The organism is Paenibacillus arenilitoris (assembly GCF_014705655.1).
In the GTDB taxonomy this organism is placed as follows: domain Bacteria; phylum Bacillota; class Bacilli; order Paenibacillales; family Paenibacillaceae; genus Pristimantibacillus; species Pristimantibacillus arenilitoris.
On the sequence record NZ_JACXIY010000019.1, the window covers coordinates 71,151 to 92,183 of the forward strand.

Sequence of the window (21,033 nt, forward strand, 5' to 3'; positions counted from 1 at the left end):
TCTTCATCCTTTCTCCGCCCCTTGCGTCAAGCCTTCCACAATAAACCGCTGGGCAAACGCAAACAAGAGAATGGTCGGTACAATGGATAACACCGTTCCGGCCGACATCGCTCCCCAATCCACGTCGAATTTCAAAATGAAGGAGTTCATCGCGACCGGCAGCGTCTTCAATGCGTCGCTGTCGATGAACATGACGGCCAGAAACAGCTCGTTCCAGTTCTGCACGAAGGCGAAGATGAACGTCGACGCAATGCCCGGCAGCATGACCGGGATGACGACCCGGACGAGCGCCGACCAGCGCGAGCAGCCGTCGATCATTGCCGCCTCCTCGAGCGAGGAGGGAATCCGCTGAAAGAAGCCCCGAAGCATGATGGTCGAGAACGGGATGAGGCCGACCGTATACATCAGGATCAGCGACAGGCGGCTGTTAATCAGGTCCATGCTGCTCATCATGAAGTAAAGCGGCGCGAGCGCGACGAACCCCGGCAGCATCTGGGTGGCGATGAACGCCAGCATGATCTGCTTGTGCCCGCGGAAGGCGAAGCGCGCCAGCACGTAAGCGCTCAGAATCGAAATGACGAGCACGATCGCGGCGGCCGTAACGGACACGAGCAGGCTGTTGCCGATGTAGACGTGGAACTTGGATATTTTGAATATATTCTCGTAATTTTCAAACGACAGCCGCTCCGGCCAGTACCGGATCGGAAACGAGAAAATGTCCTTTTGCGGCTTCAGCGACGTAACGATAATCCAGTACAGGGGAAATACCATCACGAGCAGATGCAGCGTCAAATAAACGATTTTGGATAGGCCCATCAGCCGCAGCTTCATCAGAAATCCCCCGCTTTCTCCGCCCTGGTGACCGACAAGAAGAAGATCGTGTACAGCAGCAGGACCGCGATCATGATGACCCCGATGGCCGATGCCGCCCCGTAATCGCCGCCGTAGATGATCTTGTCCAGCATGAGCGAGGATAAAATATGCGTACTGCCCGCAGGCCCGCCGTTCGTGAGTCCGTAGATGATCGTCGGGTCGTTGAAGATCCATATCGCCCGGAGCAGCGTCGTCGCGATAATAGTCGGCATAATGTACGGCAGCGTGACGTTCCACAGCTTGCGCGCCCCGCTCGCCCCGTCCATGTCCGCCGCCTCGTACAGCTCGTGCGGCACCGACTGCAGAGCGGCCAGCAGCATGATCGCGAAGAAGGCGACGCCGTACCAGACGTTGGCGGCGATGACGGAGAACATCGCCCACCTCGGATCCGACAGGAAGCCGATCCGCTCCTCGATCAGGCCGATCCGAAGCAGCAGGTCGTTGATGACGCCGATTTGGGAGTTGAACATCCATTTCCAGATCATGCCGATGATGAACCCCGACAGCGCCCAGGAATAGAAGATGAATCCTTGGTAGACGCCGCGGCCCTTGAACGGCTTCTTCAGCAGCAGCGCCAGCGTCAGGCCGAACAGGAACTGGAACGCGAGCGAGAAAAACACCCAATACCCGCTGTTCTGCAGCGCCGACAAAAACTTCGGATCCGAGAACGCGGCCGTAAAATTGCGGAAGCCGATGAAGCGCACGTTGCGCAGATCGAACAGCTTATATTCCTGAAAGGCCATCACGATGCCCTTAAGGAACGGATAATAGGTGAAAGCAAGCACTAGCAGCAGAGCCGGAATCAGCCCCGACAATATCAACATTCTTTGCCTCTTCAAGACCTCACCGCCTCGGACAAAATGATAATGGGCGGCCTCGACCGCCCATCTTCGCTTACTTGTTCAATTTCGTCTTCTGGTCGACCCAATAGGCGTCCCACTGCTTCAGAATCTCTTCCGCGCCCGTCTGTCCGAGCAGGAACGACTGTCCCGATTCCATCGCGACCTGTCCCCATTGTCCCGTGCCCGGGTATTCGAACGGCGCTTTATAGTTCACGAACGTATCGGGCTTGTTCGTCATGTCGATGAGCGTCTTGTAAGGGCCCGTCTTGAAAAATTCGTCCTCCGTCGCGCTCGTATGGATCGGAATGAGGCCGAAATCCTTCGAGAAGCCGGTGTTCTCCTCCGGGCTCGACAGAAACTCGATCAGCTTCCAGGCTTCCTCCTTATGCTCGGAGTTCGCCGCGATGCCCCATCCCGCTCCGCCGGCGGAGATGAGCGCCTTGCCGTCCGGTCCGGTCGGCATCGGGGCCGTTGCCCACGTGCCCTCCTCCATCTTCTCCGTCACGACCTGAATGACGTCCGGATCCTGCAGTAGTATGCCGGTTACGCCCGACGTGAACGCCTGCACCTGCTCCTGGAAGCCCCAGTTGATCGAATCCGGCGGCGACGCGTCCTTGTAGAGGCTGAGGTACAGCTCCAGCGCCGTCTTCGCTTCCGGCGTCGAGAAGATCGTCGCGCCGTCCTTCGTGAACATCGAGTCGTCCAGATTCACGTTGTCGCCGTTAAAAGCAAGAATCATCGCGTCGGAGTTGCCGTTCGCGCCCGGGCCGCCGCGGAAGGAGAAGCCGAACCGGTTCTTGGCCGAATCGGTCAGCTGCTTGCCGACCTCGTACAGCTCGTCCCACGTCTTCGGGACGTTCAGCCCCTTTTCCTTCAGCCAATCCTGGCGATAGAACATTTGGCGCTGGTAGAGGCCGTTCGGCACGAAATACAGCTCTCCGCCGACCGCGCCGACGGACTTCGGCACGGCGCCTACCGTGGCGAAATCCTCCCACTTCTCCGTATATGCGTTCAACGGTTCGACGTAGCCGTTGTTGACGAACTCGGCCACGTTCAAATCTCTGACTTCCAAAATATCGAGCGTTTCGTTCGACGCAAGCATCGTTCTGATTTTGTTGTCGGCCTGATCGAACGGGGGTGAAATAAATTCGACTTTAATGTTCGGATTCGCTTCCTCGAACTTGCTGATCATCGCTTGAATAAGCTCGGTCCGCTTCGGACTCGTCAAGCTCTCGATCATGCGAAGCGTTACTTGTTCTTCTCCCGCTCCGTTGCCGGTGCCGGACCCGTCGTTCTCCTTAGCGCCGCTGCAGCCTGCCAGCAAAGCCGTCGTCATGGCCGCGGCGAGCGCAGGAGCAAGCCATTTCCTGTAACCCGTCATGCTCTATCGTCCCCCTCCCAAATGTATCATACAGTCACCCTGTCTGATAGGTTGATTATAGGGGCGCCTTCTCGGCGGTGTCAACAAAAAATTTACATTTGAAACGCTCTTATTTTTTCTTCGATGCAGGCCATCATTTTATTGAATTCGGCCATCGCCCGTTCCGTATCGTGCGCGGCGATCGCCTCGAACATCGTAATATGGAAAGGGTAGGTTTCGTCGAACAGCTGCTTGTCGCCGAGCGGCTCGTTAAAGAACTTCTCGTATAAGCCGGAGATCGAGTCCATGACCGTCTCCAGAATGACGTTATCCGCCGCCTTGATGACGTAACGGTGGAACGCCAGGTCGATCTGCGACGTATCCTTGCCGCCATCCTTCAATATCCGGTATTCCTCGAGGCAAGCTTCGAGCTCCTTGATCTGAATCGGGGTTATCCGGTTCGAAGCGAGCTCGACCGCCTTGCCTTCCAGCGCCTTGCGCACCTCCAGCGTGCTCAGCAGAAAATCCCGCTCCCGCTCGACCTTCACCTTGCCGGTGAAGCGGAACGTGTCGACGTCCCGGACGAAAATCCCTTTGCCGTTCTCCACGCGGACGATATCGATCGCCTCCAGGTAGCGCAGCGCTTCCCTGAGCGAGGAGCGGCCGACTCCGAACATCTGCGTCATCTCTTCCACGGAAGGCAGCTTGTCCCCTTCCTTCAGCTCTTTCTCTTGAATATAGTTTTGAATTTCCTGGGATACGAGCTCGTGCACGAGCAGCTTTTGTATTTTTCTCATTCTCTCTATCTACGCCTCCAGCTTACTGCCTGTCTGATAGGAAGATTGTATAGGAAAGCGGAAAACGTTGTCAATTTCCGTCCGCTTCTTCTTCATAAAACCCGCCTTTTTGGCCATAATAACCCAAGTCATACATCCTTAAGGGAGATGGGGGGAAGGCCGCTATGCCGCTCAGGTTCAAGGGCAGCCGCGATTGGAAGCCGGATAAGAGCAAAGACGCGGCCGCGGCAGCTCCCGCGCAGGAAGAAGCGGACGGCCAAGCGCTAAGCGGCGACCTCGCGTCCGATCTGGCAACGTTCAAATCCTGCTTCGATCGCCTGTCCGACATGGTGTTTCGGGAAATCCGGCTGGCCGGCCCGCGCAAAGCCGCCCTTATCTATTTGGACGGGATGTGCGACGTCGGCCGGATCGATACCGATATTCTCAAGGCTTTGCTGCAGGAATCGACGGGGCAGGCGCTGAAGGATGCGCCCGTGGACGCCATGCTCGGCCGCATCGACGAGCAGATTGTGCATGCCGCACAGACGACGAAGGACCGCCTTATCGGGAGCATCGCCGATCATATCCTGGGCGGCAAGACGGCGCTGCTGCTGGACGGCGTCAAGGAAGCCTTGCTCATCGGCACCCAGAAATGGGAGTCGCGATCGATCGACGAATCGCCCTCCGAGCCGGTTATCCGAGGCCCAAGAGACGGATTCACGGAGAACATAAGGACGAATACGAGCCTCATCCGCAGGCGGCTGAAGGACAAGAACGTCAAGATGGAGGCGATGCAGACCGGCCGGATTTCCAAGACGCAGATCGTGCTCGTCTACGTGGAAGGCATCGCCGATCCGAAGCTCGTCGACGAGGTGAAAGCGAGAATCAAGCGCGTCGACATCGACGCCGTTCTGGAGAGCGGGTACTTGGAGGAGCTGATCGAGGACAGCCCGCTCACCATCTTCCCTCAAATCATGAATACGGAGAGGCCCGATCGGGTAGCCGGCCTCGTACTGGAAGGGAAGGTCGGCATTCTCGTCGACAATACGCCCTTCGCCCTCGTCGTGCCGGTTACGATGTTCGATCTGCTCGAAGCGTCCGAGGACTACTACCAGCGCTTCATCCCGTCGACGGTGACCAGATGGCTGCGGTTATGGCTTGCGTTCAGCGCGCTCGTCTTTCCGTCCCTCTATATCGCCATCACCGCGTTCCATCAGGAGATGCTGCCGACCTCCCTGCTGCTCAGCATCGCCGCCTCGCGCGAGGCGGTGCCGTTCCCGGCGATCGTCGAAGCGTTCCTGATGGAGCTGGCCTTCGAAGGCTTGCGCGAAGCCGGCGTGCGTCTTCCTCGTCCGGTCGGTCAAGCCGTAAGCATCGTAGGTGCGCTGGTCATCGGCCAGGCGGCGGTGCAAGCCGGCATCGTGTCGGCCACCCTGGTCATCGTCGTATCGTTCACGGGGATCGCCTCCTTCATCTTCCCGGCCTACAGCTTAGGCGTAGCCGTCCGGCTTCTCCGGTTCCCGCTTATGATCATTGCGGGGACGATGGGACTGTACGGCATCCTGCTCGCCTTGCTCGCGCTGCTTATCCATCTCGCCGGCCTCCGCTCCTTCGGCGTGCCTTATTTGTCGCCGGTCTCCCCCTTGCGGGCGAGCGAGCTGAAGGACGTCCTCATCCGGGCGCCGTGGTGGGCGATGTGGTGGCGGCCGATGGAGACGGCCCGCATGAATCCGAACCGAATGAAACGAGGCCTGCGTCCGCGCAAACCGGAACGCAAGGGCTGAACAAGGAGGCGATTGGGATGGCAAAGTCGGCGCCGGTCATCGCCGTGATCGCCCTGGCATGCCTGCTCACCGGCTGCTGGAGCCGGACGGAGGTGAACGATATCGCCATCGTAACCGCAACCGGCCTTGACCGGTTGAAGTCGGGCCGGCTGAAGGTTTCCCTGCTGCTGGCGGTCCCGAGAACGGTGGGCAATACCGGTCAGGGCGGCGGCGGGGAACTTGAGCAAACGTCCGGCTGGGTCGTGTCCGACGAAGGGGAGACGATCATGGACGCGTTCCGCAATATTCAAAAAAAACTGCCGCGGAACATTTTTTATCCGCACAACCGGGCGATCGTCATCGGGGAAAGCTTGGCCAAGTCCGACATTTTGGCCATATTGGACTTCTTCCAGCGCTCCAGGCAGACGCAAATGCGCAGTTACGTCCTGTTCACGAAGAAGGAAGCGGCGGATATTCTCCGGTTCAAGCCGAAATTCGAGAAGCTGACCGCCGAGATCATCAAGGAAGAGATGAAGACGGGCGTCAATGTGCACGTGCGACTGAACGAGTTCATCAATATGTTTCTGGAGACAGGCCGGGAGGCGTACGCCCCCCGCATCGAGGTCGTCCCGGCGGAGGTGAAATCGGCCTCGAAGGAGAAGCTGACGAGTCTGAAGCTGACGGGCATGGGCGTCATGCGCGGGAACCGGCTGATCGGATGGCTCAATGCCGAGGAGACGAGAGGGGTGCTCTGGCTTCGCGACGAGATGGAGGAAGGGGTCATCACCGTCGATATCCCCGATGAACGCGGCGGCGGCAAAATAAGCGGAGAGGTTCAGAAGGCGCGCTCCAGGCTCAAGGTCCGTCGGGCGGGCCAATCGTTCATAGTGGACGTGCGCGTCGAAACCGAGCTGGACATTTACGAGAACCAGTCGCCGCTGTCGCTCAAGGAATTGAACAATCTGACTTATGTGGAATCGCTGTTCAAGCACGATATCGAGAACCGGATTTTGACGGCCTGCCGGAAGGCCCAGCAATACGAAACGGATTTTATCGGGATTGGCCGCTCGCTGTACATGACGCATCCCGGGCAGTGGAAGCAGCATCGGTCCGGATGGAACGAATCGCTGCGGACTTTCGACTTTCAGGTCGGCGCCAACGTCCATATCGTCCGCGTCGGAATGATCAACGAGCCGATTACCGAAAGGGAATGAATTTACATGGGGTGCGGCCCTTGGCCGGAGGACGGTGAACCGATGACGAAAATTTCGCTCTATCAATTGTTTTGCGGCATTTTGTTTTTCCAGCAGGGCACGACGATCATCTTCGGGTTCTCTTCCGGCGCGGGCAGGGACGCCTGGATTTGCACCTTGCTCTCGACCGCGTTCGGAGCGTGTCTGGTCTATCTGTTCACCGTATTGATGCGGCTGCAGGACGGCCTCATGCTGACCGAATGGTTCCCCGCCTTATTCGGCCGCTATGTCGGCGTGCCGATCGCCTGGCTTTACTTCGTCCTGTTTTTCTACGACGCGAGCCGAATCATCGCCGACTTGAAGTTCACGATCAATATGATCATGCTCCCCGACACGCCGGAATGGGCCGTGCTGGCCATGTTCATGCTCGTGGCCGTCTATATGCTGTTCAACGGAATCGAGGTGCTCTTCCGCATCGCCGGCATTCTCGTGCCGATCGTAACGGCGCTGTACGCGCTGCAGATCATCCTGCTTCTGTCCTCCGGCACGATGCATGCGGACTTTCTGCTGCCCGTGGCCGGAGAAGGCTGGGCGCGCATCTGGCGGAACGTATGGCCGCTCAGCGTTATGCAGTCCTTCGGAGAGACGCTCCTGTTCGCGATGTTCTGGCCGCTCGTCGTCAACCGGCGCAAAGCAGCCAAAGTATCGGTGTCCGTCGTTTTCTGCAGCGGATTATTTCTGACCGTGCTGAATCTCCTGATCATTACGACTTTGGGAGAAGGCGTGTACAAGCGAAGCATCTATCCGACCATATCGATGCTGCGGCTCATCAGCGTGGGCGATTTCATCGAGAACCTGGACGCGCTCGGCCTCATGTTCTTCATCGTCACGACGTTCTTCAAGCTGTCGTTCTATATGTTCGGCTGCGTCTTCGCCTTTCGGCAATTGGCGTTCGTCAAGAACGATCGGCGCATTATCGTTCCGCTTGCCGCCGTCTCGTATTGTGTAGGCATTACGATGTCCAACGACATCGTCGAGCATATCCAATCGGGCTTCGAGGAGCTGCAATATTACGTCTGGATACCGCTCATGATCGGAATTCCGGTCCTATTGCTGCCCTTTGCGTGGAAGAAGAGTAAGAAGCTGAAGGAGGGAACTTAAGTGAAGGACGTATTATGGCCTTGGGGGGCGCAGATGTTCGTTCATTATCCGTGGGTCGTGTCCATGGCGTTCGGAGCCGCCGCGCTCCTGCTATCCTGTCTCACCTGGATCAGATGGAACAAAAAATAGCGGAGGGCGGCGGCCCCCCTCTAACCGGCGGCTAGTCGCGGCTCCAAATCTTCGAGAGCAGGCGAAGCATCTCGATATACAGCCATACGAGCGTCACCATAAGGCCGAATGCGCCGTACCACTCCATGTACTTCGGCGCGCCGTGCCGCGAGCCATTCTCGATGAAGTCGAAATCGAGCACGAGATTGAGCGCGGCCACGATGACGATGACGAGCGAAATGCCGATGCCGATCCAGCTGTTATCGTGCAGGTAAGGGATATTGACGCCGAACAGCCCGAGAATGAAGCTGAGCAGGTAGACGAGCGCGATGCCGGCCGTGGCGGCGAATACGCCGAGCTTGAAATTTTCCGTCGCCTTGATGATTCTGGTTTTGTAGGCGAGGAGCATGGCGACGAACACGCCCATCGTCAGCAGCGCCGCCTGCAGCGTAATGCCGTTGTAGAGCGATTCGTAATTGGCCGAGAGCGCGCCGAGGAACAAGCCCTCCAGCACGGCGTATACCGGCACCAAATAAGGTGCCGAGGTCGGCTTGAAGCTGACGATCAGCGCAAGGACGAGTCCCGCGATCGCCCCGCCGACGGCGTAGGGCACGACGTTCTGCCCGTTGAAATACATCGACCAGGTCGAGAACGCGCCGCCCAGAAGCAGGGCGAGCATGATGAACGCCTTGTTCACCGTCCCTTCGATCGTCATGGCGTTCTGGCCGGAGTAATGCCCCGCTTGTCTGAACGTGCTTTCTTTCAATGTCGGATTGCCGCTGCGACCGATCATTGGATAATCCCCCTATCGTAGATTTTGTGATGATTCTATCATATTTCCCCATAACATCCCAGAAATTTCATAGGCAGGTCACTTATTCAAAATATTGTCCTCGAGCACCGCGTATTTGTCGCCGTATTCCTTAATGATATGCTTCTCTCCCCAATCGCATAACGAGTCCAAAATCGATTTGAGGCTCCAGCCGTACTCGCTCAGCTCGTATTCGACCTTCGGCGGCACCTGGTTGTAGCTGATCCGGTTCACGATGCCGTCCTGCTCCAATTCCCTCAGCTGCTGGGTCAGCATTTTTTGCGTAATGCCGGGCATGAGGCGCTTCAGGTCGCTCGTCCTTTTTTTCCCGTACGTCAAATGGCACAGGATGACGCATTTCCATTTGCCGCCGATCACCTCGAGCGTCGCTTCCACCGAAATATTGTATTTTTTCTTGATCATTTGCGCCGCCTCTTCATCCTTCATTTGCTACAAATATGCCTATAGAGTACTTTTTGGTGCCTATATCACTTCAAAGTACGTACTGTTCATGGACAACCGAATAATCCATAATAGCATTTGCCGGCCGGCCAATACAACCATTCGGGAGTGGAACGAATGAAGATAGAGAAAAAAAGGAGCACCATGGCGCTTCTCGCGCTCGCGGTCAGCGCCTTTGCCATCGGAACGACCGAGTTTATCAGCGTCGGGCTGCTGCCTCTTATCGCTGAAGACTTTCATATATCGGTTACGACCGCGGGATTAACCGTCACCCTGTACGCGCTCGGCGTAACCTTCGGGGCGCCCGTGCTCACTTCCCTGACCTCCGGCATCTCGCGCAAAACGCTGCTGCTGTGGATCATGGTCGTCTTCATCGCGGGCAACCTGCTCGCCGCGGCCGCGGACGGAATCGCCCTTCTGCTGACCGCGCGCGTCGTCTCGGCGCTCGCGCACGGCGTCTTCATGTCGATCGGCTCCACCATCGCGGCCGATCTGGTGCCCGAGGACCGGAGGGCAAGCGCGATCGCGATCATGTTCTCCGGCCTGACCGTCGCTACGGTGACCGGCGTGCCTCTCGGCACGTTCATCGGGCAGCAGCTTGGCTGGCGGGCCGCGTTCTTCGCCATCGTCGGCGTCGGCATCGTCGCTTTCCTGGCGAACCTGCTGCTCGTTTCTTCCCGGTTAAGCAAGGGAGCGAAGACGCGGCTTAGCGCTCAGCTTAAGCTGGTCGCGAACGGCCGGCTGCTCCTTGCGTTCGCCATTACGGCGCTCGGATACGGCGGAACGTTCGTCGTCTTTACCTATTTATCCCCGCTTCTTCACGAGATAACCGGGTTCCGGGAACGGACGGTTGCCGTCATTCTGCTGCTGTACGGCATTGCGATCGCCATCGGCAACGTCATCGGAGGCAAAGCGGCCAACCGCAAGCCCGTAGCGGCCTTGTTCTATATGTTCCTCGTCCAGTCCGCCGTCCTGCTTGCGCTGGCCTTCGCCGCGCCTTTCAAGATCGCAGGCTTGATCGCCGTCTTCTTCATGGGGCTGCTCGCCTTCATGAACGTGCCCGGCCTGCAGGTCTACGTGGTCATGCTGGCCGAACGCTTCGCGCCGCAGGCGAAGGATGTCGCGTCCGCCGTCAATATCGCCGCGTTCAACGCGGGCATCGCGATCGGCGCCTACCTGGGCGGGGTCGTGACGGACGCGATCGGGCTCATTCATACGACATGGGTCGGCGCTTTAATGGTGCTGGGGGCCGTCGTCCTGACGGGATGGGCCCGCGCATTGGACAAGAAGGACGGCTCGCTTAACCAAACCTATTCGGTGTAGGAGGAAATCATCATGACGGCAAAACATTTGCAAGATACGGTCAAACTTAGCAATGGCGCGCAGATGCCCTGGTTCGGGCTCGGCGTGTTCAAGGTCGAGGACGGTCCGCAGCTCGCGGAGGCGGTCAAGACCGCGATCGGGCACGGTTACCGCAGCATCGATACGGCTGCCATATACGATAATGAAACGAGCGTCGGACAAGGACTCCGGGAGGCCATGCGGGAGCATCGCCTCGCAAGGGAAAGCCTCTTCGTGACCTCGAAGGTATGGAATGCCGATCTCGGCTACGAATCGGCCTTGGCCGCCTACGAGACGAGCCTTGCGAAGCTTGGCCTCGATTACCTCGATCTATATCTGATCCATTGGCCCGTGCAGGGCAAATACAAAGAGGCGTGGAGAGCACTGGAAAAGCTGTACAAAACGGGGCGCGTCAAAGCGATCGGCGTCAGCAATTTTCATATCCACCATCTCGAGGACCTGCTGCGGGACGCGGAAATCAAACCGATGGTGAACCAGGTCGAGTTCCATCCGCGGCTAACGCAGCCGGAGCTGCGCGCCTTCTGCGCGGCGCACGGCATTCAGCTCGAAGCATGGTCGCCGCTCATGCAAGGCGGGCTGCTGGATAATCCGACGATTGCGGACATCGCGGCCAAATACGGCAAATCCGCCGCTCAAATTATTTTGCGCTGGGATCTTCAGCACGGAGTCGTCACGATTCCGAAATCGACGAAGGAGCGCCGCATGATCGAGAACGCGTCAGTATTCGATTTCGAGCTAAGCCCCGAGGATATGGCGCGAATCGACGGATTGAACCGCCATCGCCGCGTCGGCCCCGATCCGGATAACTTCGATTTTTGAACAAAAACCCGCCCGTACCAAAACCTGCATAGCGGCAGGATGGGGGTTAACGTTCATTAGCGTCGGCTTGCCCGAGCCCGATGGGCACATGATGGCGATAAATTCGCCTAACGCGACTGACACCGATCGATAGTTTCAATCGAAGCAATCGGAAGCCGAGCTTAGTGTCAATCATTGAAACTAATCGATCATCTGGCTCTAAATTTGGTGCAATAATTTCAATTATTGCGCTTAAGCCTCGGCAAACAGTGGTACGAACCACCTATCGTGCGGTTTAATTTCAGTTATCGAAACTAAACGGCTGCGGAGTCTGCTATTTTTGAAAATAGTTTCAATTTCTGAAATGAACTGCGAGCGACGGCAGCGGCCCGTTACGGCGGCGAATCAAGTGTAAACGGCTGACGCTACGCACGAACCGCTAGCTGCATCTAGCGCAGCTCGGTTCGGTGCCGTCCTTTGGCGGCAAAAGCTCGTTTCGCGATGAAATATAAGCTCATTTATAAGTGCAAAACTTTTAAACTCTTATATTTATAAAAAGAGCGCCCCGACCGGGCGCTCTTCCTCGTTTCAATGCCACAAGCCGTGCAATAGCCCGAGCGCCGCAAAGGATATGGCGTGCTCGCAGACGGCGATGGCGTATACTTTTTTCGGCATGAGGCCGAACGCCGCGTTCTTCAAATAAACAAGCGCGATCGCGAGCGCGACGATCAGCCCGGTCGCGAGTCCCGTTGCCGGATCGTCCGAGCTCGTCGCCTGTACGAGAACGGCGATCAGAAGCGAGCTCAGAAACGCCGTTGCCGTAGACGCGACATAGATGAGCGGGTTGCTCATATGACCGTCCTTGATGTTGTTGAGACGCGTCCAGCTCCCCCCGAACAGAATCGGCGAAAAGTACAGCGCGCCGAAGGCCATGTAGAAAACGGCGCCCGCGAGCACGGCCCAATAGTTCAAATCGGCGAAAGAAATGGCCATGAATGATGTCTCCTCCGTAACAATCGTTATTTCGGATCGATCGGCAGCGTAATGGCCGTGATCCGGCAGTCGAGATCGAGCGTGCCCGCCTTCGGCGTAATCCGCACCCGCTCCACCGGGTTTCCGAGGTACCGGTACCCGCTGCGCGGCAGCCAGAAGCTGTACAGTTCCGAATAGCACTCGATCAGCAAATCGCGCCGGCTGTAAGCGATGGGCTCTTCGAATTCGTAAACGACGAATTTGCCCCCCTGTATGACGGCCGTCTCGGCGTCGCTGCCGACGTTCGCCCCTTCGGGCAAGGCAATGCAGCAATCGTACCGGCATTTGTCCATCGGCGTAAGGTACGGGTTATTCCTCGGCACGCCGAGCAGCCGGGTATCCGGCGCAATGAAGTCCCTCGCTTCGGCCCAGCGGTAGATTCGCTCCCAAGCCGCCTCGAGCTGCTCCGTATACGCTCCGAACCGGTGGTTGAGAACGGTTAAGGCTTCCGGATACACCTCCGTCCGAACCTTCGACAGGTCGACCCACTGGAAACGAGTATAGCTTTTATCGGCATCGGTTTCTTGCTCGTTTCTGCTATTTTGTTTCGATTTCTTGCCATGGAGATACCGCCTCGGGAATTTCTCCAAATACGTCCCTTCTCTCCACGCCCTCGGACTGTGCGAGTACCGCTCGGTAAAGGCCGTGGCGAAATAGGACAGAGAAGAAAATCCGCATCTCAAGGCGATTTCGGTAACGGACAGCTTCGGCTCGTAGATCAGGTCGTGGGCCGCCTTCTCCAGCCGCTGCCGCTTCACGTAATCGGCCGGCGTCTCGCCCATCCGCTCGGCGAACAGCCTGTGGAAGTGCGACGGCGAATACGTGGATATTTTGGCCAGCTTCTCCAAGGTTAACGGCTGATCCAGATGGCTTTCGATATAGTCCAGCACTTTGTTGATCAAAGCGCGCTGCTCGTGGTCGAGATCCGGCATTTCGATGGCTCCTGTTCGCGTAATGGCTTGACGTTCCGTTCAAAAAAAGCATCAGTACCCATCCTAGGGACTGACGCTTCGGTTTTCAAGTATTTTTTTGATTTTTTTCAAATCCTTCAGGTTGGCGCGCCGCATCATGACGGACATGAACGGGGCGGCGATCATCGAGAACCCTTTCGGATTGCCCCTGTTCCGCAGCGTCATTCGCGTCGATCGGTCGTCGACCGCTTCCCAGACATACGTCGTCTCCATCGGGAAAGGCCCGTCGGCCGTTCGCATGACGAGCCGCTCGCCCGGGACGTATTCCGCGATCTCGTAAACGTAGGCAAGCCGTTTCCCTAGAAAGTCCGCCTGAAAAGCGACCAGAGAGCCTACGGCGAGAGGCTTCGGCGTCCGCCATTCCACCGACTTGATATTCTCGTACCATTCGGGGGCGCGGTCCGGATCGGCCGCATAGGCCGCCGCCCGGTCGCGCGGACATTGAATGATCATTTCCGTTCGTACGTCTACCATGGCCCCGGTCCCCCGTTCGTCTTCAATACAGTATGCCCATCATCGGTATGCAATACCGGCATCGAATTCCTCTCCTTCGCGCTTTATCTCCCGCAGGACGCCGCGTATCGCGTATCGCCGCCGCATCCAAGGTCAGAATATAGGATGTTCATTCCGATTGCAAGCATTATTTTAGTTGACACTTAATTAAGTGTATGCTAAATTAATGGCATGATCGATAAAGCCATCCAAGCCATAGCGGAGCCGAGGCGCAGGGAAATCCTGCACCTCGTGCGCGACGGGGAGCTTGCCTCCAGCGCCATCGCGTCGCATTTCGACATTTCGGCTCCCGCCGTTTCCCAGCATCTCAAAGTACTGGAGGAAGCCGGCCTCGTCGTCGTCAGACGGGCGGGCACCAAACGATTTTACGGCATTAGGAGGGAAGGCTTCGCGGAAATCAGACAATTGATCGAGAGCTTCTGGGACGACAGCTTGCTGCGCCTGAAGGAAGCCGCGGAAGAAGAAGAAAGGAGAAAGCATGAATCCAATCCATAGCAATGATGCGATTACGAAAGAACTGTTTATCGAATGCCGGCCGGAGACGTTATTTGCGTTCTTCACCGACCCGGACAAGCTCGTTCGATGGATGGGACGCCATGTCCTGCTCGATCCGAGCATCGGCGGCAAGTACCGGATCGATATTAACGGCAGCGACATCGCGATGGGCGAGTACAAGGAGATCGTTCCGAACGAGAAGATCGTCATGACCTGGGGCTGGGAGAAATCAAAGACCGTGCCCCCCGGATCCAGCACCGTCGAATTCAAGCTGACGTCCCATCGTAACGGGACGCTGCTGACGCTGACGCATTACGGTCTGCCGACCGCGAAGGAAATCGCCTCGCACGAGCAGGGCTGGACGCATTATATGGCCCGCATCCAGACGCTTGGGCAAGGAATGGATCCGGGCAAAGACCCTTGGTCCGAGCAGGCTATGCACTAAATCCATGTAGAGGAGACGATTGCGACCATGCATACTTTATCCTGCAACTGCGGGTTTGCCGCAACGGAAGACGATAAATACAAGGCGGAAGCCGCCATGTGGCATCATGCCATCCACGATCACGCGGACATGCTCAGAAGCATGAGCGTCGAGATGCTGGAGCAATGGCTGCGCGGCAAGGACGAGCAGCTGAAGAAGGGTGCGTGACGATAGTCCCGCACATAAGAAGCAGCGCGGCCGTACGGCCGGCTGCTTCTTTTTTTATCCCTATCTTTTGATCGCCTTCGTCCAGAAGCCGCCGTGAATCTGATTGGGCTCATGGAAAATAACGAACGCTTTCGGATCGTGCTCCAGGATCAAATCGTTCAGATGCTTCTGATTTTTGCGTTTGGCCAGTATCTCCATCACGAGCCGGTCCCCGTCCCGCCCGGCGCCGAGCCAGGAGGTTACGCCGTAGCCCGCTTGACGAAGCGCCTGCGCGAGCTTCACATCCGGATTGTTGCAGATGACCTTCAGCGTGATATAGCCAAGGGCAAGCTTCTCCTCGATCCAGGAACCCGCGAGCACGCCCAAGGCGTATCCGATCGCATATACCGCCAGGCTTGCAAAGTGATCCAAGTAGGACAAGACCAAATTCAGACCCAGCACATAGATCGTCACTTCCATGGTGCTGATTAGCGCCGCGACGTACTTCTGCCCCTTCAAGGTCAAGATCATGCGCAAGGTGAAGGCCGACACGTACACGATCTGGATTCCGAAGATGAGGATCAAAATCTTCAACATCTAACGATCACGCTCCTTCCGAAAAATCGAAAACCCCGGAATGGAGGTTCCGAGGTTTCTTATCGTCTCATCCCTATTTTAACACCATCCAGCCCCTTTGAATCAATAACCGGACGGACGGCGTTTCGCGCCGGTTCTACCCGTGCCCGGCCCTCCCGACGGATATGGCCTCATGCTCCCACAAAATCCGGCTGACATGCTCGGCCCGTTCCTCCTCGCATTCAATAAGCACCGTAAGCTCGGGGCGGTTCGTTTTTTTCACATAGGTCGCGGCTGTCTTGCCGGAAAGCCGGCTTCGCTTGCGCCTGATCGCCCGCTTGATCCCTATCGTGAGGCCGAAGCTGACCAAGAATCCGCCGAACGCAAAGATGACGCCCCACAGCAGCGGCCCCAGCTTCAGCCCGAATCCGATGCTGACGCCGATCACGCTCATGGCCGTGGCGAATGCCATGCCGACCTCGAACGCCCGCTCCGCGTCGGTGGCGATCCTAGGGGAATACGCGGACTTCGAGTCGCGGTTCAAATCCATCGGCACGACCATGATCCGGCTCTTGTCGATGCCGTTGCGCTCAAGCAGCGAAAGCGCGAGTTCGAGCTCCGTGCAATGATTGAATGTACCTACGATCAGCATATCGTCACCTCGGCCGCGGAAAGATCCGGATGGAACAATTCCCGTATCTCTCGGCGAAATACTGCCTTTGCTCAATGGCGAAGAGCCGGTTATGCTCGATGGCGGTCGTGAAGGAATGATAGACCGCCCCCCCGATCACGGAAGGCATGAAGAGCAGCCAGTGCGGGTGCAAAATTTGGGTGGACGCTTGAATTCTCCCGTAGAACAGCAGATAGCAAGCCGTATGCAGCCTTGAGGCCGTCAAATAAAACCACCACCAGAAAATCGCGTAAAAAGCAAGGCCGACCCGATGATTGTACAAATGCCCCATTCCCGGAAATGCGGCGGAGAACAGGGCCGCCTTGACCGGGCTTTTCTTCTCCAAATACTGAACCTCCATCCTTCCGAGAAAAAAAGGTTTCAACCGGCTATTCTCAAGCTCCGCCAACTGAAAAAAACGGTTGTTCTGCAAGCTGGACCGGTAGCTGTCCCAGATGGCGACCATATAGACAAGCAAATAACCGTATGCCCACCTCGGATCCAGCACCCCGACGGCAAGCGAGAAATTCCCGGAGAAAGAATAGACCAGCGCCTCGTTGATGTGAGCGAGCGTATTAAAGACCACTTCGGACAACGTGAGCAACGTTGCGCGGATGTACTGGTTCAGCAAATAATGGCCGAAGCCGGGAAACGCCGCGGACCACCATGCCACGATAAGCGGGTTGATCCATCGAATATGCGTGACGCCGTTAGAGCTGATCCGCGCGCGCGGCCATCGCGCCTGCTCGTTCCCTTCCACCTGCATCCCCCTACCTGCGCGTTTTCCACAATTAATTTAATTGTCCCAGCTTATGACAATAATTATTCACCGCAGCTTCCGCGCGGCAAGGAAACTTTCGTCCCTTCGCCGCCGGGCGCGGTTAAGTTCGAATAATCAAGGACGGCTTCGACCCTATCGGAGGAGGACTGAAGCCGGATCCACTTCAAGCGGATTCCCGTCAACGCGCGTGCGCATGACGCAACAAAGCGGCCATCCCGCACAGGAATGACCGCTTGTTTGTTTCCGCTAGTCCAGCGCTCCTTGCAGAAGCGCGCGATGCCGCATGATCCATGCTGCCGCCCGGGCCCGCCAAGCGATGCCCCATAGCGGGCCTTCGCTGTCCGGCCCGACCCGCTGCTCGACGGCCTCCTCGGCCGTCTCGCGTACGACGACTTCCAGAATCAAGTCGTACAAGCGGCGCCTCCGATCGGCCGACAGCCCGTACGCGTCCGTCAGCAGCCTTAGCTGCCTGGCCCTCGTCCCGGCCGGCGGCAGCCCAACCCGCTCGGCGACGTCGTCGTCGTGCAGCTGCGGGAAGAGCCAGCATACGCGCGCAAGCTCGGCCATCGGATCGACGGGACCGGCGAACTCCCAGTCGATGAGCGCGATCGGCATGCCGCCCTCCGTCACCATGTTCCATGGCGCGATGTCGCCATGGCCGAATACGACGGCCGGCCCGCCCACTCCTCGCAAAAACCACGGCTTCCACGCCGCGTCCGGAGCGGGCTCGAACGTTGCGGCCGCGTCATGCAGCCTTCTGACCATCCGGCCGACCTCGACGATCGCGTCGTCGCTCCACGGGCCGGGATGCACGAACTCCCCTTCCATGAAGCCGAGCGTCTCGCGGCCCTCCTCGTCCACCCCGGTGCCGATCACGGGCGGAACCGGCTGTCCTTCCTGCCGCAGATGCCGCAGCAGCGCGTGCACGCCCGGGGTCCAAGGACCCGACGGCCGAAGGACGATATCTCCTTTTTGATACACCGACTTATCCGATGATAGTACGATTTCTTCGTTCGAACCGTTCGCTTTCATGTAGGAATGCCCCTTTCGTTATCGGGGAAATCCGCAGGTTGACGGGCTAGCGATGCGTATTCCCCATCCCTTGTGCTGCAGCCCGGCCGTATACAACGCTTTCTTCCATCAACAACGCCTCCTTCTTCTTATTGCCTCTATCCTATCATATTGACCGTATGATCGGCACATTCCCGCGGGCATCCCCCCAAATTTGCGCCCGATCGGCGCTCGTCCCTTACGAATTAGGCTTGGATTCATAAAATAAAGAGAAAAACGAAACGCAAGGGGGAGAGTCCGAATGAGAAAAAAATCGGGCCGCGTCACCGTCATCATCCAGAAAGGACGGAAGCGCATTATTACGAAAACGTCGCTGTCCGGCGTTAAACGGTTCGTATTCGTCATCAACCGGCAGTTCACGAACGCGCCGAACACGACGCAGATCGCAAGCGGGGCGGGACGCAGCAGCGCCGCCGGCAGCAACGCGGCCATCAAGTCGCCGCATACGAAGCAGCAGCAGAGCGTCGGAGCGGGCGGTACGGCGAGGAATGTCAGCGTGAAAGGCGGAAAGCATCGCGGCTATCGCGGTCATGGCGGTCATGGCGGACGTGGCGGTCATGGCGGACGTGGCGGTCATGGCGGTCATAGCGGACATGGAGGATCTGGAGGTCATGGAGGATACGGCGGTTACGGCGGACATGGAGGATATGGAGGATACGGCGGACATGGCAAGCCGCGTTACGGAGCCAAAAAGCGGCGCGGCGGCAAAGAAGTCGTCTTTGTCTTCAACGACCAGATCGTCAAGCTGCCTAGAGGCCAACAGGCCGCAGGGACTACGCAAGTGGCGAGCGGCGCCGGCAAGTACAGCACGGGAGGAACCAACTCCGCCATCGAAAGCGCCGGTACGAAGCAGCAGCATGCCGTCGGCGGCGGCGGAACCGCAACGAACAAATGGATCGGCAAAAAGAAGCGGAAAGCAAGACGCTATTGGTAAGGCAACAATGGGGCTGTCCATAAGTCATCGCTAGATGGCCGAAGGGACGCCCCTTTTCCATTTGTAAAGGGAACAAATTTATACGCTGGACGTCAACACGACTATCTAGGCAAAATGCCTGCAAATGTGCAGCCTTGGGGCAATCGATGGGGCACCCCGACGAAACGCCTGCGAAAGTGCAGGCATTTCGGGGACGCGAAGCCTTTATCGAGCTTACCAAACGGAAAAAGATGCACGTTCGCAGGCATTTCCTTCTCAGCACGGATGCAGCGACCAAATGCCTGCACTTTTGCAGGCTCAGACGCTAGGCGCGCTGCCAGGGCGCGTCGCGCGGCGGCTTCGGCGCTAGGCGCGCTGCCGGGGGCGCGTCACGCGGCGGCTTCGGCGCTAGGCGCGCTGCCTGGGCGCATCACGCGGCGGCTTCGGCGCTAGGCGCGCTGCCGGGGGCACGTCATGCGACGGCTTCGGCGCTAGGCGCGCTGCCAGGGCGCGTCGCGCGGCGGCTTCGGCGCGAGATGCGCCTCGTTTTCTGTATGGCTTGCCGGAAAACCGCCATGTTCCGGCAAGCTTCCAGATTTCTACTGGCTTAGTGGTCTTCAATCTACTAGAATTAAGACCGATGTATTGGTGTTAAAAAAAGTCGTACGCCGCCGCGCGTACCGCGGGCAGCGCCCCGGCGCCGGCGCGGCCGGAGGCCGCCCTATACGGTGGCGTGCGCCCGGTTTACATTGCGATTATTCCGTCATCCCAGATTTTACCGACATTGGAGGTTCCCTTTTTGATCGATACGACATGCGAAGAACGGCTGAACCGCTTGCTTGCGCGCTGCGGCTACAATTCACACGCTCATCTGTACTATCTCGGCGACAAGGAGTGGTTCTGGGATTCGGAGCATGAGGCTCTGATCGCGTACCGGTCGGTCGGCACGAGAAGAATCGTGCTCGGCGACCCGATCGGCAGCCCCCGGGCGATTGAACGCGTCATTGAGCAGTTCGTCGCGGACTGCCGCAATCTTCGGCAGGTGCCCGTCTTCTATCAGTCCAAAGCTTCCAATCTGCCGCTCTATCACCGCCTGGGTCTGCAAAGCATCAAGATCGGGGAGGAAGCCCGAATCAACCTGACCGGCTTCCATACGAACGGCAAGCAATGGCTGAAGCTTAGGAACCGCCTGAATAAATTCGAAAGAGGCGGTTACGCCTTCGAAGTGCTTCATCCCCCGTATGCGGAGCCGTTCCTGAACCGTCTTCAAGCGATATCCGATGAATGGCTTCAGGGCCGAAGCGAGAAAAGCTTCTCCGTAGGCGCCTTCTCGCCGGAATATATAAACCGGTTCCCCGTGGCCGTTCTGACCGGTCCGGACGGCACTTGCGAGGCGTTCGCGTCCATCGCCGGCGATCACGGGCCCATAGCCGCTTCGTCCGATGCGGGCGCCGGCGCCGCTTCCCGGCGAATAACCGTGGATCTGATGCGCTACGCGAAGGCATGTCCGCACGGCACGATGGACGTTCTGTTCCTGTCGCTGTTCAAATGGGCGCGGGAGAACGGCTTCGACGTATGCAGCCTCGGCATGGCTCCCTTCGCGAACGCGGACGATTCGTTTATCGTCAGGCTGCTTTACAACTACGCGAACAAGCTGTACAACTTCAAGGGGCTGTACGATTACAAGAACAAATTTTCGCCCGAATGGGAGGATGTCTACGTCATTTATCCGCCCGCCACGCTGCCCGTGTCCGCCCTTCTGCTCGCCTTCATCATACATACGCCCGTCATCGGCAACCAAGCGAGGCTCGGCGCCGATCCGATGCGGCTTTGGAATAAAAGCGTCCGTCCGAGAAAAAAAGCCTGACGGC

Annotated in this window: 23 protein-coding genes and 1 pseudogene; 11 read left to right on the forward strand and 13 right to left on the reverse strand. The window is 57.9% G+C overall.

Annotated elements, in window-relative coordinates; all coding sequences use genetic code 11:
* Window positions 1-3 precede the first annotated feature (3 nt).
* From IDH41_RS17030 to IDH41_RS17045, 4 genes are all read right to left on the reverse strand, one after another.
* Window positions 4-831: a carbohydrate ABC transporter permease gene (locus tag IDH41_RS17030; RefSeq protein ID WP_190863088.1), complete on the reverse strand. Its 828-nt coding sequence runs from the start codon at window positions 829-831 to the stop codon at window positions 4-6.
* Complete coding sequence (locus tag IDH41_RS17035; protein WP_190863090.1) at window positions 831-1,697, reverse strand: carbohydrate ABC transporter permease; 867 nt, start codon at window positions 1,695-1,697, stop codon at window positions 831-833. Before IDH41_RS17035 ends, IDH41_RS17030 begins: the two co-directional genes overlap by 1 nt.
* A gap of 70 nt (window positions 1,698-1,767) precedes the next feature.
* Complete coding sequence (locus IDH41_RS17040; RefSeq protein ID WP_190863091.1) at window positions 1,768-3,096, reverse strand: ABC transporter substrate-binding protein; 1,329 nt, start codon at window positions 3,094-3,096, stop codon at window positions 1,768-1,770.
* Window positions 3,097-3,188: 92 nt separating this feature from the next.
* Window positions 3,189-3,872, reverse strand: a complete 684-nt coding sequence (locus IDH41_RS17045; protein ID WP_190863093.1) for a FadR/GntR family transcriptional regulator — start codon at window positions 3,870-3,872, stop codon at window positions 3,189-3,191.
* A 164-nt stretch (window positions 3,873-4,036) separates the two neighbouring features.
* Here IDH41_RS17045 and IDH41_RS17050 point away from each other — a divergent pair, with 164 nt between their 5' ends.
* Genes IDH41_RS17050 through IDH41_RS31815 form a run of 4 tightly spaced genes read left to right on the forward strand, consistent with a single transcriptional unit; the run spans window position 4,037 to window position 8,097 of the window.
* Window positions 4,037-5,635 (forward strand): spore germination protein, encoded by a 1,599-nt coding sequence (locus IDH41_RS17050; RefSeq protein WP_190863095.1) that lies wholly within the window; start codon window positions 4,037-4,039, stop codon window positions 5,633-5,635.
* Between the two features lie 17 nt (window positions 5,636-5,652).
* Window positions 5,653-6,828, forward strand: coding sequence for a Ger(x)C family spore germination protein (locus IDH41_RS17055; RefSeq protein WP_190863097.1), 1,176 nt, complete (start codon window positions 5,653-5,655; stop codon window positions 6,826-6,828).
* A 42-nt stretch (window positions 6,829-6,870) separates the two neighbouring features.
* A complete protein-coding gene (locus tag IDH41_RS17060) occupies window positions 6,871-7,968 on the forward strand; it encodes a GerAB/ArcD/ProY family transporter (RefSeq protein ID WP_190863099.1) in 1,098 nt (365 codons plus the stop codon).
* Window positions 7,969-8,097 carry a hypothetical protein gene (locus tag IDH41_RS31815; protein WP_263364588.1) on the forward strand — a complete coding sequence of 43 codons (129 nt, stop codon included), beginning with the start codon at window positions 7,969-7,971 and terminating at the stop codon, window positions 8,095-8,097.
* Window positions 8,098-8,128: 31 nt separating this feature from the next.
* Here the strand turns inward: IDH41_RS31815 and IDH41_RS17065 are convergent, their stop codons facing one another.
* The gene (locus IDH41_RS17065) at window positions 8,129-8,869 is read right to left on the reverse strand and encodes a Bax inhibitor-1/YccA family protein (RefSeq protein WP_190863101.1); all 741 of its coding nucleotides are present in this window, start codon (window positions 8,867-8,869) and stop codon (window positions 8,129-8,131) included.
* A 78-nt stretch (window positions 8,870-8,947) separates the two neighbouring features.
* A complete protein-coding gene (locus tag IDH41_RS17070; RefSeq protein WP_190863102.1) occupies window positions 8,948-9,310 on the reverse strand; it encodes a winged helix-turn-helix transcriptional regulator in 363 nt (120 codons plus the stop codon).
* A gap of 156 nt (window positions 9,311-9,466) precedes the next feature.
* Between IDH41_RS17070 and IDH41_RS17075 the strand changes: the two genes are divergently transcribed.
* Together IDH41_RS17075 and IDH41_RS17080 are read left to right on the forward strand one after the other, a co-directional pair.
* Window positions 9,467-10,672 (forward strand): MFS transporter, encoded by a 1,206-nt coding sequence (locus IDH41_RS17075; protein ID WP_190863104.1) that lies wholly within the window; start codon window positions 9,467-9,469, stop codon window positions 10,670-10,672.
* A gap of 12 nt (window positions 10,673-10,684) precedes the next feature.
* Window positions 10,685-11,530, forward strand: coding sequence for an aldo/keto reductase (locus tag IDH41_RS17080; RefSeq protein ID WP_190863106.1), 846 nt, complete (start codon window positions 10,685-10,687; stop codon window positions 11,528-11,530).
* A 567-nt stretch (window positions 11,531-12,097) separates the two neighbouring features.
* Here the strand turns inward: IDH41_RS17080 and IDH41_RS17085 are convergent.
* The 3 genes from IDH41_RS17085 to IDH41_RS17095 all read right to left on the reverse strand — a co-directional run bounded on the left by IDH41_RS17085 (window position 12,098) and on the right by IDH41_RS17095 (window position 13,986).
* Window positions 12,098-12,502 carry a DUF1761 domain-containing protein gene (locus IDH41_RS17085; protein ID WP_190863108.1) on the reverse strand — a complete coding sequence of 135 codons (405 nt, stop codon included), beginning with the start codon at window positions 12,500-12,502 and terminating at the stop codon, window positions 12,098-12,100.
* A gap of 26 nt (window positions 12,503-12,528) precedes the next feature.
* Window positions 12,529-13,473, reverse strand: a complete 945-nt coding sequence (locus IDH41_RS17090; RefSeq protein ID WP_190863110.1) for an AraC family transcriptional regulator — start codon at window positions 13,471-13,473, stop codon at window positions 12,529-12,531.
* Between the two features lie 63 nt (window positions 13,474-13,536).
* On the reverse strand, window positions 13,537-13,986 hold the full coding sequence (locus IDH41_RS17095; protein WP_190863112.1) for an SRPBCC family protein: 450 nt from the start codon (window positions 13,984-13,986) through the stop codon (window positions 13,537-13,539).
* Window positions 13,987-14,196: 210 nt separating this feature from the next.
* Here IDH41_RS17095 and IDH41_RS17100 point away from each other — a divergent pair, with 210 nt between their 5' ends.
* From IDH41_RS17100 to IDH41_RS17110, 3 genes are read left to right on the forward strand one after another with little or no spacing between them, the layout of a single operon-like run.
* The gene (locus tag IDH41_RS17100; RefSeq protein WP_190863114.1) at window positions 14,197-14,520 is read left to right on the forward strand and encodes an ArsR/SmtB family transcription factor; all 324 of its coding nucleotides are present in this window, start codon (window positions 14,197-14,199) and stop codon (window positions 14,518-14,520) included.
* Complete coding sequence (locus tag IDH41_RS17105) at window positions 14,504-14,965, forward strand: SRPBCC family protein (RefSeq protein ID WP_190863115.1); 462 nt, start codon at window positions 14,504-14,506, stop codon at window positions 14,963-14,965. The genes IDH41_RS17100 and IDH41_RS17105 overlap by 17 nt, the downstream gene beginning before the upstream one ends.
* A gap of 27 nt (window positions 14,966-14,992) precedes the next feature.
* A complete protein-coding gene (locus IDH41_RS17110) occupies window positions 14,993-15,172 on the forward strand; it encodes a hypothetical protein (protein WP_190863117.1) in 180 nt (59 codons plus the stop codon).
* 60 nt (window positions 15,173-15,232) lie between these two features.
* On the opposite strand, the gene IDH41_RS17115 is transcribed toward IDH41_RS17110, so the two are convergent.
* The 4 genes from IDH41_RS17115 to IDH41_RS17130 all read right to left on the reverse strand — a co-directional run bounded on the left by IDH41_RS17115 (window position 15,233) and on the right by IDH41_RS17130 (window position 18,210).
* A complete protein-coding gene (locus tag IDH41_RS17115) occupies window positions 15,233-15,748 on the reverse strand; it encodes a DUF2179 domain-containing protein (RefSeq protein ID WP_190863119.1) in 516 nt (171 codons plus the stop codon).
* 136 nt (window positions 15,749-15,884) lie between these two features.
* Window positions 15,885-16,379 carry a hypothetical protein gene (locus IDH41_RS17120; protein ID WP_190863121.1) on the reverse strand — a complete coding sequence of 165 codons (495 nt, stop codon included), beginning with the start codon at window positions 16,377-16,379 and terminating at the stop codon, window positions 15,885-15,887.
* Window positions 16,380-16,383: 4 nt separating this feature from the next.
* On the reverse strand, window positions 16,384-17,157 hold the full coding sequence (locus IDH41_RS17125) for a DUF5683 domain-containing protein (RefSeq protein WP_223829800.1): 774 nt from the start codon (window positions 17,155-17,157) through the stop codon (window positions 16,384-16,386).
* Window positions 17,158-17,424: 267 nt separating this feature from the next.
* Window positions 17,425-18,210 carry a phosphotransferase gene (locus tag IDH41_RS17130; protein WP_190863125.1) on the reverse strand — a complete coding sequence of 262 codons (786 nt, stop codon included), beginning with the start codon at window positions 18,208-18,210 and terminating at the stop codon, window positions 17,425-17,427.
* A gap of 280 nt (window positions 18,211-18,490) precedes the next feature.
* Between IDH41_RS17130 and IDH41_RS32280 the strand changes: the two are divergent.
* Together IDH41_RS32280 and IDH41_RS17140 are read left to right on the forward strand one after the other, a co-directional pair.
* A pseudogene (locus tag IDH41_RS32280) lies at window positions 18,491-18,754 on the forward strand (hypothetical protein); the annotation flags it as partial.
* Between the two features lie 1,207 nt (window positions 18,755-19,961).
* The gene (locus IDH41_RS17140; RefSeq protein WP_190863130.1) at window positions 19,962-21,029 is read left to right on the forward strand and encodes a phosphatidylglycerol lysyltransferase domain-containing protein; all 1,068 of its coding nucleotides are present in this window, start codon (window positions 19,962-19,964) and stop codon (window positions 21,027-21,029) included.
* Window positions 21,030-21,033 lie beyond the last annotated feature (4 nt).

Coding starts and splice junctions, on each gene's coding strand:
- IDH41_RS17030 (WP_190863088.1), bottom strand. CDS start 831: ATGAAGCTGCGGCTGATGGGCCTATCCAAAATCGTTTATTTGACGCTG.
- IDH41_RS17035 (WP_190863090.1), bottom strand. CDS start 1,697: ATGTTGATATTGTCGGGGCTGATTCCGGCTCTGCTGCTAGTGCTTGCT.
- IDH41_RS17040 (WP_190863091.1), bottom strand. CDS start 3,096: ATGACGGGTTACAGGAAATGGCTTGCTCCTGCGCTCGCCGCGGCCATG.
- IDH41_RS17045 (WP_190863093.1), bottom strand. CDS start 3,872: ATGAGAAAAATACAAAAGCTGCTCGTGCACGAGCTCGTATCCCAGGAA.
- IDH41_RS17050 (WP_190863095.1), top strand. CDS start 4,037: ATGCCGCTCAGGTTCAAGGGCAGCCGCGATTGGAAGCCGGATAAGAGC.
- IDH41_RS17055 (WP_190863097.1), top strand. CDS start 5,653: ATGGCAAAGTCGGCGCCGGTCATCGCCGTGATCGCCCTGGCATGCCTG.
- IDH41_RS17060 (WP_190863099.1), top strand. CDS start 6,871: ATGACGAAAATTTCGCTCTATCAATTGTTTTGCGGCATTTTGTTTTTC.
- IDH41_RS17065 (WP_190863101.1), bottom strand. CDS start 8,869: ATGATCGGTCGCAGCGGCAATCCGACATTGAAAGAAAGCACGTTCAGA.
- IDH41_RS17070 (WP_190863102.1), bottom strand. CDS start 9,310: ATGATCAAGAAAAAATACAATATTTCGGTGGAAGCGACGCTCGAGGTG.
- IDH41_RS17075 (WP_190863104.1), top strand. CDS start 9,467: ATGAAGATAGAGAAAAAAAGGAGCACCATGGCGCTTCTCGCGCTCGCG.
- IDH41_RS17080 (WP_190863106.1), top strand. CDS start 10,685: ATGACGGCAAAACATTTGCAAGATACGGTCAAACTTAGCAATGGCGCG.
- IDH41_RS17085 (WP_190863108.1), bottom strand. CDS start 12,502: ATGGCCATTTCTTTCGCCGATTTGAACTATTGGGCCGTGCTCGCGGGC.
- IDH41_RS17090 (WP_190863110.1), bottom strand. CDS start 13,473: ATGCCGGATCTCGACCACGAGCAGCGCGCTTTGATCAACAAAGTGCTG.
- IDH41_RS17095 (WP_190863112.1), bottom strand. CDS start 13,986: ATGGTAGACGTACGAACGGAAATGATCATTCAATGTCCGCGCGACCGG.
- IDH41_RS17100 (WP_190863114.1), top strand. CDS start 14,197: ATGATCGATAAAGCCATCCAAGCCATAGCGGAGCCGAGGCGCAGGGAA.
- IDH41_RS17105 (WP_190863115.1), top strand. CDS start 14,504: ATGAATCCAATCCATAGCAATGATGCGATTACGAAAGAACTGTTTATC.
- IDH41_RS17110 (WP_190863117.1), top strand. CDS start 14,993: ATGCATACTTTATCCTGCAACTGCGGGTTTGCCGCAACGGAAGACGAT.
- IDH41_RS17115 (WP_190863119.1), bottom strand. CDS start 15,748: ATGTTGAAGATTTTGATCCTCATCTTCGGAATCCAGATCGTGTACGTG.
- IDH41_RS17120 (WP_190863121.1), bottom strand. CDS start 16,379: ATGCTGATCGTAGGTACATTCAATCATTGCACGGAGCTCGAACTCGCG.
- IDH41_RS17130 (WP_190863125.1), bottom strand. CDS start 18,210: ATGAAAGCGAACGGTTCGAACGAAGAAATCGTACTATCATCGGATAAG.